The 8,489-nt window shown below is 64.6% G+C and carries 8 protein-coding genes; 5 read left to right on the forward strand and 3 right to left on the reverse strand.

Going from position 1 to position 8,489, the window contains the following annotated elements:
- Positions 1–425 precede the first annotated feature (425 nt).
- Positions 426–1,118 (reverse strand): Crp/Fnr family transcriptional regulator, encoded by a 693-nt coding sequence (locus MSZK_RS31415; RefSeq protein ID WP_099252400.1) that lies wholly within the window; start codon positions 1,116–1,118, stop codon positions 426–428.
- 493 nt (positions 1,119–1,611) lie between these two features.
- A complete protein-coding gene (locus MSZK_RS32545) occupies positions 1,612–1,749 on the reverse strand; it encodes a hypothetical protein (RefSeq protein WP_158230666.1) in 138 nt (45 codons plus the stop codon).
- Between the two features lie 533 nt (positions 1,750–2,282).
- Between MSZK_RS32545 and MSZK_RS31420 the strand changes: the two genes are divergently transcribed.
- A complete protein-coding gene (locus MSZK_RS31420; protein WP_099252401.1) occupies positions 2,283–2,567 on the forward strand; it encodes an ANTAR domain-containing protein in 285 nt (94 codons plus the stop codon).
- 196 nt (positions 2,568–2,763) lie between these two features.
- Here the strand turns inward: MSZK_RS31420 and MSZK_RS31425 are convergent, their stop codons facing one another.
- Positions 2,764–3,348 (reverse strand): hypothetical protein, encoded by a 585-nt coding sequence (locus MSZK_RS31425; protein WP_099252406.1) that lies wholly within the window; start codon positions 3,346–3,348, stop codon positions 2,764–2,766.
- Positions 3,349–3,429: 81 nt separating this feature from the next.
- Here MSZK_RS31425 and MSZK_RS31430 point away from each other — a divergent pair, with 81 nt between their 5' ends.
- From MSZK_RS31430 to MSZK_RS31445, 4 genes are all read left to right on the forward strand, one after another.
- Entirely contained in the window at positions 3,430–3,915 is a 486-nt protein-coding gene (locus tag MSZK_RS31430; RefSeq protein ID WP_099252402.1) for a hypothetical protein, read from the forward strand.
- Between the two features lie 163 nt (positions 3,916–4,078).
- The gene (locus tag MSZK_RS31435) at positions 4,079–5,251 is read left to right on the forward strand and encodes a tyrosine-type recombinase/integrase (protein ID WP_233211622.1); all 1,173 of its coding nucleotides are present in this window, start codon (positions 4,079–4,081) and stop codon (positions 5,249–5,251) included.
- Entirely contained in the window at positions 5,248–7,866 is a 2,619-nt protein-coding gene (locus MSZK_RS31440) for a site-specific integrase (protein ID WP_099252404.1), read from the forward strand. The genes MSZK_RS31435 and MSZK_RS31440 overlap by 4 nt, the downstream gene beginning before the upstream one ends.
- Before the next feature lie 39 nt (positions 7,867–7,905).
- Positions 7,906–8,487, forward strand: a complete 582-nt coding sequence (locus tag MSZK_RS31445; RefSeq protein ID WP_099252405.1) for a DUF6262 family protein — start codon at positions 7,906–7,908, stop codon at positions 8,485–8,487.
- Positions 8,488–8,489: the final 2 nt, after the last annotated feature.

An 8,489-nucleotide genomic window follows, 5' to 3' on the forward strand; every position in this document is an offset into this window, starting at 1 on the left:
CCAAGCTTCCCAGCAAGACAGCTGTGGGTACAAGGAGCCCCTCAGCGCTACCTCCACGATGAGAAGAAATGGTGGCAGTATCGGCTCGGTGAGCACCGATCAGTGCTGCGGTTCGGGCAGGCCATCAGACAGGCCCGCCCGCGACGAGTCTCGACCGCACTCGACAGCAACGCCGGGACTACCATCGCAACAGCAGAATCAAACCCCACCGCGAAGACGCCATGAGCTGGGTAATTTCCCCGGCATCTCTGCGGTTAAGTCTCGGTTAATGGGTTAAGTCACATACGCCTCCAGCTGCTTATCGGAGGTCTCTGGTCGGGGCGGGTTTCGATCGCGTTGATCGGCCTGATCGGTCTTGTTTGGCAGTGAGTTGTCCCGTTCGCCGGTTTCCTCAGGACCACGCCGCGCACAGGCGTAGTGAGCCTTCAGGTAGGTGGCCGGTGTGTCCGGCGCGGTTGGGCCAGCCTGTCGGGGTGCAGGATCACCACGGCGTTGGTCTCCAGCCGGATCCAGCCGCGATTGGCGAAGTCGTGCAGTGCCCTATGCGTGGCCTCGCGGCCCGCGCCGGCCAGCTGCGCGATCTCTTCTTGGGTCAGATCGTGGGTCACCCGCAGCGTATCGCCCTCACCGGCGCCGAATCGGTGGGCCAAAACCAGCAGTTGTCGGGCGACGCGGCCGGGCACGTCGGTGCCGCTGTGATCGACCAGCGTGTCGGTGGTGCGGCGCAGCCGTCGCGCCAGCATCTGCAGCAGCTGTTCGCCGATCTCGGGGCGATCGGCGATCCAGGCGCGCAGCCCGTCGCGGTCCATCCAGACCGCGCGCACCTTGGTGATCGTGGTCGCGCTCGACGTGCGCGGCCCCGGGTCGAAGACCGACAGTTCACCGAACATGTCCGAGGGCCCCAGGATGGTCAGCAGATGTTGGCGCCCCCCGGGAAAGCGGCGCCCGATTTTGACCTTGCCGGATTTGATGATGTAAAGCCGGTCGCCGGGCTCGCCTTCGGTGAAAACGGCCTGCCGGGCACCGAACACGACCGGATGCAGCCGGCGCCGCAGCGCCGCCGCAGCAACCGGGTGCACCGCCTCCACAATCGCGGCACCGGCCAGCACCTTGTCCACTACAGCCCTTCCGTGAACGCCGGAATCGGTGATGGCCGCCTGCCCATGCCGCGCGAGCACCCGCCGATCCCCTCACCGGCGGGTGCTCACAGCACCTCGCGAGACGAAACCTGGATCTGCACCCCAACCGCCCGCACCCCAACGCGTCCCGTCACCCCAGAGTTTTCCGGCCGCGGGTGAACCGCCGATAACCACCACGGAAAGCCGACGTTACCCGTTACTCACAGCCCGGGCGAGGTCTCGACGAGCTCGCCGGATCAGCCCCAGAGCCCGCGGGGCAGTTCGGCCACGTTACGCTCAGCGGCACCGGGATGCGGTGGCGCCGGCGGCGCGGTGTGCGCTGCCCCGAGGACCCGCAACAGGGATAAAGCGCCGATCGAGAGCGTAGAGCAGCCGTGTGATGATGCGCTTGTCGTGCTCGTCGTCATCGAGCTGAGCCTGAGCGCGTCCCGCCTCCAAGAACGCGCCGCGGGCCAGGTAGTGGCCGATCCGGTCACGACCCTCCGGTGATTCTGGCGTCAACCTCGGCGAGTTGACTGACCAACAGGCGCCGAAAGTAGGCGCCTTGTTCAGCGTCGGCCACCCGGGCGATCCCCGCCGGATCGGCGGTGGGCAAGTGCGGCAACTGCATCACGAGTCAGGATAGCGCAGGTGCCGAACCCCGACCGTGGGCACACCAGTGCCAAGCGGACGCGCACGCGCCCGCCACCCCTGCCGATCACCGAGATAGCGATCGGCCCGATGTTTGAGCCGCACAGGCGGTATCCCCACCGCGTCGGGCCCGCCCCGGTCACACAGCGGTAGGCATGCCCGAACCCGGCTGAGCGGCAGGCAATGAACCTCGCGCCATCCGATCACGGTTAGTGCGACATCGCTGTATCCCCCTTGTTCTGTTCCTTACTCGCCCAAGCACCTTGGATCTGCCGCACGAGCGGGCACGGTCAACGACCCGGCCCGACACGCAGGTATCCATAGGGAGTCACCGGCCTCCTGGTATCCGGCTGCCTTCCCGGGGGCATTGGGCCCAAAAACGACGGAGAGGCCAGCGGGGGGCGTTTGCACCGCGACATCAGGTGTGACGGTGTTGTCGTCCGCGTTGGCTTGTGTTCATAGACCCGGCGTACACCAGACAGCGAGTTGTCTGCGACGTGAGGGGAGGACAAGGTGAGCAAAGCGGGCCGGGGTGCGGATCCGACGTCACGGCGGATCATCGATATGGCCATCGGCGTGCTGATCGGATGGCGCGGCTGCTCCGAGCGGGAGGCGTTCGACGAGATCGCCGGCGCGGTTCGAGAAACCGGCATCGGCATCGGCAGCATCGCCGGCGCCCTGGTGGATCTCGCCAGCGGCGTCGAGCAATCAGCACCACATCACCGCGCGCAAGCACTGCGCGTGTGGGCTGATGCGATACCCGGGCGGCCAGCACCGCTGACCACCCCGAGCAGCTGACGGGGTCGCGTCCGAAAGTTGGTGTAAGCGCACGGGCCGGTTCGCGGCTTTGTCGTCAGCGTACGGGCAGGGGAACTCGGCCGGCGGCCACACCACCGCGGAGATTGCCCCTCAATGGTGTCATGGGAAACGCGGCTCGGTCCCGCTACGGAAGCTTTGTCAGCCCCAACACTGACACTGCAGGGCCGAGAGATGTTCAGCCGTATAGGGTTTGGGCAGATTTGGTCTGTGTGGTAAACGCGGCGTCGAGGCGGTTTTGGCGGCGGCGGTTGGGTTCGTGGTTGGCTTCGGCGGCCACGAACCCGATCAGCTCTTCGAGTTCGTCGGCATTGGTCAGTAAGGCAGCGCCGTTTGGGTGGGCGCGCATGCCATACACCAGTCGCTCGCAGTCGGGGTCAAGCAACACCAGGTCGCGTAACACCGCGGTGGTCTTGTCGCTGACGATGACCTCCTCGAGGGCGTCGGCAAGGCTGAGCCGGCGACGCCGCAGATCGTACGGGGAATCTGCCCAGTTGCTGATCACCCCCTCGTCGTCGCAGACGCTGCACGACCATCGGATCGGCGCCGATGCCTCGGCCGAGGCGATGGCGATGGTCATCCGTCCGGGGCAGCGTCGGTGGGCCGGTCGGCGCCGACACGGCAATGCCGATACCCACCGATCACCGACCTCGCCGGCGGTGCCCGCCCGGACTATGTCGCCCAAGTGCTGCGCGAGGCGCCGCGCGGGACCCGAAGCGTCGTGCGGCATGTCGAGGAAGTGATGCAGATCAGCGACCAACACGTCGCCACACTGTACCGGCGCCCAGCCACGGCGTTCTTGCATACCGATCGTCGGCGGCCCTGCCTACGATCATGGGTCGTGATGCTGCGATGTACCGCCAGGGTGTTGGCGCTGCTGGGGGTGTCTGAGCCGGCCATCGGCGAAGCCTGCGCGACCGACTGGTATGCCCACATGGTCTGGATCGACCGACGCAAATGCCTGCTGGTGACCCACGCCGGGACCTTGTTCTCGGTGTTCGTGCCCAACGTCACCGCCGCGGGGCTGCGCCCGATCGGCCCGCCGGTCGTCTCGGCGATCCAGGCCGCGCTGCACGCCGAAGGCCTGCCCGTGGATACGCTGGGCGATCTTGATCCCCAGCAGGTGGCCGTGGCCAAGACCGCTGACCGCCGCATTCTGGGCACCATCAACGACCTCGCGTTTACCACCGAACACGTCATCGCCACCGCTGGCGGCCTGGCCCGCTGCGACATCGACGCGCTGCACCACGGCCTGCACCGCACCATCAACAGCATCACCGGCTACATCCCACCGATCGAGCTGGTCGCCGCCAGCCATCGGGGCCCTTAGGCTTAGCCTCAGCTTAGCTTAGCTACCGAGCCATTCGGCGTTCGTGACGTTTGCGGCGTGCCTACCACTCGGCGCGACGGATGGGTGATACGTCTGGGTCACGAGTGGTCCATTTGAGCGGATCGGATGGGTTGTGGAGGCAGATCGGTTTTCTGTTCGCAAGGTGCGACACGGGGATGGGGACCAGTCCTACTGGATTTTCACCCCGGATCTGGAGGTTCACCGTCCGTCTCTGAATGTGTTGTGCCGCTACAAATCCTCCACCCAACAGACCTATGCCTACAGCCTGGTCGATCATTTGAACTGGCTGCTGGTCAACGGCAAGACACCCGATACGGTCACGCTCGATGATTTGCGGCGCTACATGAACGGCGTGACCGGTCAGCTCGACGGCAGCGCGGCGTGGCGTAAGCCGACCCAGAAACCGATGGGTGCGTCGGCGGCGGGCAACGTGGCCTCGATCGTCAAGGCCTACTATCTGGCGTTGGCCGTGTCGGAAACCGTGAGCCCAGCACTAGTGGAGGGGCTGCGGTCCAACCATGCTGTGCGACGCGGCAGGTCGGGGCGGATAGGCGAGGCCAATCCCCTTGCGCCGAAGAAAGCTGCTCGGCGCCCACGCGTCCTGCCGAACGAGGTGGTGCAAGCATTGTTCGCGCCGGGGGTGTTGACCACGGCCCGTGACGTCATGGTCGTCACCTGGCTGCATGATGCGGGCATCAGGGTGGGGGGTCTGTGCGGGCTGCGGTTTTCCGATCTGCACCTGATGCGCCACCATCCGTGCGGCCAGCGCGCGGATCCGCACGTTCACATCGTCGGTCGTGACGACAACCCCAACGGTGCGCGCGCGAAGGCTCACGCTCAGGTCAACGTCGCCAGCGACGGCACCGTCTTGGACGGGGTTATCCGGGCGGTGAGCGCGGACATGATCAGCACGTTCCACGCCTACCTGCTCGATGACTTTCATCCGATCCAGCATCTGGTGGACCACGAGCAGGTCCTCGTACATGTCCTGGGCAAAACCCCGGGGGTGGCCTTGACCTCTGCCGGTGTCCGCAAAATGCTTGTCCGGGCGTGCAAGCGGGCAGGGCTGCAGGCGCGGGTGACCCCGCACGCATTCCGGCACAAGGCCGCGGCGGCGTTCTACGCCGAATCGGACTTCAACGCCGAGATGGTCGCCCAGGAGTTCGGCTGGGCAAGCCCGCAGATGGTCACCGATCTATACGGAAAGTCTGCGAATCGCCACGCGATGAAGCACCTGCAGCAGGCCTGGGACGCCACGGCGCGACCGCCGGCCGAACCTTACCTCGGGACCGCAGCATCGGAAGGCGCGCAATGAGCGCTGCAGCAACGATTACAGAGAGTCCGGTTCTGGAGACCGCGAGCGACTACCTGGGCCTCACAGTTGAAGAGCGTTACACCGTTGTCAGTCAACACTTCCCGCCGTGGCTGCTGACCGAGCCGGTCGAGTTTCCTCCCCGTCACCCGACCTACGGTTGGGTATGTCTCGTCGAGGGGTGCGCTGGCGCCTTGAACGCAACATGTAAGCAGCTGCTCTGTTCGGAGCACTTGAAACAGTATCGCGCGCTCAAGGACTCTGACCTCGATCAGTTCGTCCGCGGCGCCAAAGCCGGAAAGTTCGCCCAGCTCGGGTGGGCTCTGTTACGCAAGCCCGACTGCGCGATCTGCGGCGCCAATCGTCAAACAGACCAACACGGCTACTGTCACCAGCACGCGAACTCGCTGCGCAAGGCACGCCGAAAGGGAATCAGCGAAGCGCAGTGGCGACAAAACACACACCCGCTACCGGCGATTGACCGATGCACGGTTCCGCTATGCGCCCACGACAGCGCCGCGACGTGCGGTGGCCGCCATCGTGTATGCAGAAACCACCACCGTCTTTGGCGACGCTGGCTGAGCATTACCAGCGGACCAGCAGATTCACACGCGTGGGACGCGTGGCTCACATCAGCACGGGTACGGGATTCGGTGTCGCCACCGAACATCCGGGGGCAACTGTCACTGGCGGGGCTGCCGATTGGCTTGCAGCACGAGATTCGTTACGCCCTCCATCGGCATGCAAGTATTGCACGACGCACCCAGTGGCGGCCCACCGACCTGCAGAAGGTCATCGACGCCTTGGCAGCAAGCAGCGTGACGTCACTGAGCGACCCCCTGGTCGCCGACCTCGCCGACAACAGCCGTCGCACCGATGGCCGCCGCATCTGGTTGACCCTTCCGTTCGCGGCGCGCAGCCTCACGGTGACCGACGAGCTCGCCAGATCCGCGGGCTGGTTCGACCCGATTCTTGTCGGTAGCTCACCGTTTCCGGGATCGCAGGGCCAACCGAATCGGCGCAAGGTCTGGGACCTCACCGCCGTCTCACAGCGCTGGCTGCGTGACTTGATCTGGGAACACCTCCGCGACGAGGCTCTCAAGCCCGTCGGGAAACGTCCCAGCACCGCAACGCTTTACAACAAGATCACCGGGATCGTTCTGCTCTCGCAGATTCTTCGGCAAAACCGCGACGACCACGGCAACGACCCGGCCCGACTTGACAGGGCAGACGCCATGGCGGTCAAAGACACTTGGGATCTGTGGTTCCTGGAACAGATTCCCCTGCCCTTTCAGACCGAGAACGCTAAGCGAGCCAGCACCCTCAATGAGCTCACACGGCACCGCTACATGTCCGGCATTCGACTCGTCTTGCACCGCAGTCGCGAACAGCATCGGACACCGACGGGGCTGGACTCTTTCATCTACAGCTTGCCCGACTACCCGATACCAACCAAGAAACCGCGGCCACGCCCGCTGACCTACAGCGACTTTCAATTGCTCGTGAACGGCGACAGCATCAACGCCCTCGAAGCCCTCGACGGCCACGATCTCGGCCTCGCCGACATCTGGCTCACCCAAGCGTTTCAAGGCGGACGAATCAGCGAGACACTCAAACTCCGGCTGGGTTGTGTGGGACTCGTCGGCGCTGCTCAACCCTATATCTGGCGAGATGTCAGCAAGGCCAACGTCGTCGATTACGGCATGCCCTGCTATCTACCGGTCTACGAACGGCTGCTTCACCGCCAGCAGATCACACGCGCGAAACTTCACACCCGCTACGCCGAGCAACTCGCCACACTCGACGAACGTGGACGAGCAACGCTGGAGGCCAAGTGGGACCGCGACATGCCCCTGTTTCCGAGCGCGATCCGCAACCCCGACCTGACCATCGAGGTAGGACAATCGTGGTTCAACGACCTGTTCAGGCCGTGGTTCGAAGGCCTTGGCCTCAAAGGGATTACCACGCATCAGACCAGAGCAACTCTGGCTACCTCCCTGTTGAACAACGGCGCGCCCGCAGCCCTTGTGCGCCAACTGTTGGGGCACTTCTCCCAAGAGGCACTGGCGCACTACGCCAACTACAACAACGACAGCATGACCAGACACCTTCAGCAGCTCTGGGCCGCCGGACCCGGCATGGATAAGCCCGGCACCATCCTGATGCGCCCTACCGAGATGAAGGCCGACGACACCTGCGCTGCCGCCGCCCGAATCGACCTGACCGTGGTGCCAGTTGAGCACGGCCTGTGCCGCTACGGCCCGGTTGTCGGCGGCTCGCAATGCCCATTCGAAAAGAACTGCAGCACCGGCCCCAACGGGCCATGCGAGCATTTCGTACTCACTGGCGCGGACCTGGCCTACTGGGAACGCAAACGCGACGCCGCCTACCACTTCGCCGAAGGCGCCCCCACCGACGACGCTCGCGACTACATCCTCAGCCAATGGCACCCATGGGAACCGGTACTCACCGCGCTACGCGAAGCGCTCGACGAGCTCGGCCTGCTCGAAGAGGCCGAGAAACTCGATCTGCGCACACCCGTGCATGACTACTTCGATCCACTGTTCGCCACCGGATGGCAAGTAGCCCAACTGAATCAACCTCCCCCCGCTACGTGATAGCGGCGAAGCTACGACTCGATTGAGGAGCGCAACCCGATGGAAACCAAAACACGCAGACGCCCCGTCGAAATGATCGAACATCGCACAGCCAACAGCGCCGAATGTGAACAGCGCGTCCGTAAAGCCGTCACCAAACTCACCAAGACCGGTGCACCGTTCACCGTCGCGAACGTCTGCGACCTCGCCGGAGTCGGCAAGACATTCATCTACGACAAGCGCCGCCCACACCTGACCCAGGCCGTTCTGGCAGCTCGGGACGCATCCCAGGGCACCGCAATCCAACACGCCGAACAAGAAATCGACAAAGCATCCGCCTCATGGCGAGAACGAGCCCTCGACGCCGAAGCCCTCGCCAAGGCACTTCGCACCACAGTCAAACAGCGAGAAGCCCGTATCAACGACCTCTCTGGACAACTCTACGACCCCGACGGAAACCACCTCGCCGAGGAAAACACCAGACTGCGGGAGCTGGTCTCGACGCTCAACCACAACCTTCAACGCGCACACAGCGAAAACAACACCCTCAGACGCTCACTCGATGCAGCCCGCGCCAACGTCAAACGGGAACGCGACCGCAACGTCACGCAGCTGTTCGGAAACGACCCCCGCTCGACCTGAAA

Origin of the sequence: Mycobacterium sp. shizuoka-1, assembly GCF_002723835.1 — a bacterium.
In the GTDB taxonomy this organism is placed as follows: Bacteria; Actinomycetota; Actinomycetes; order Mycobacteriales; family Mycobacteriaceae; genus Mycobacterium.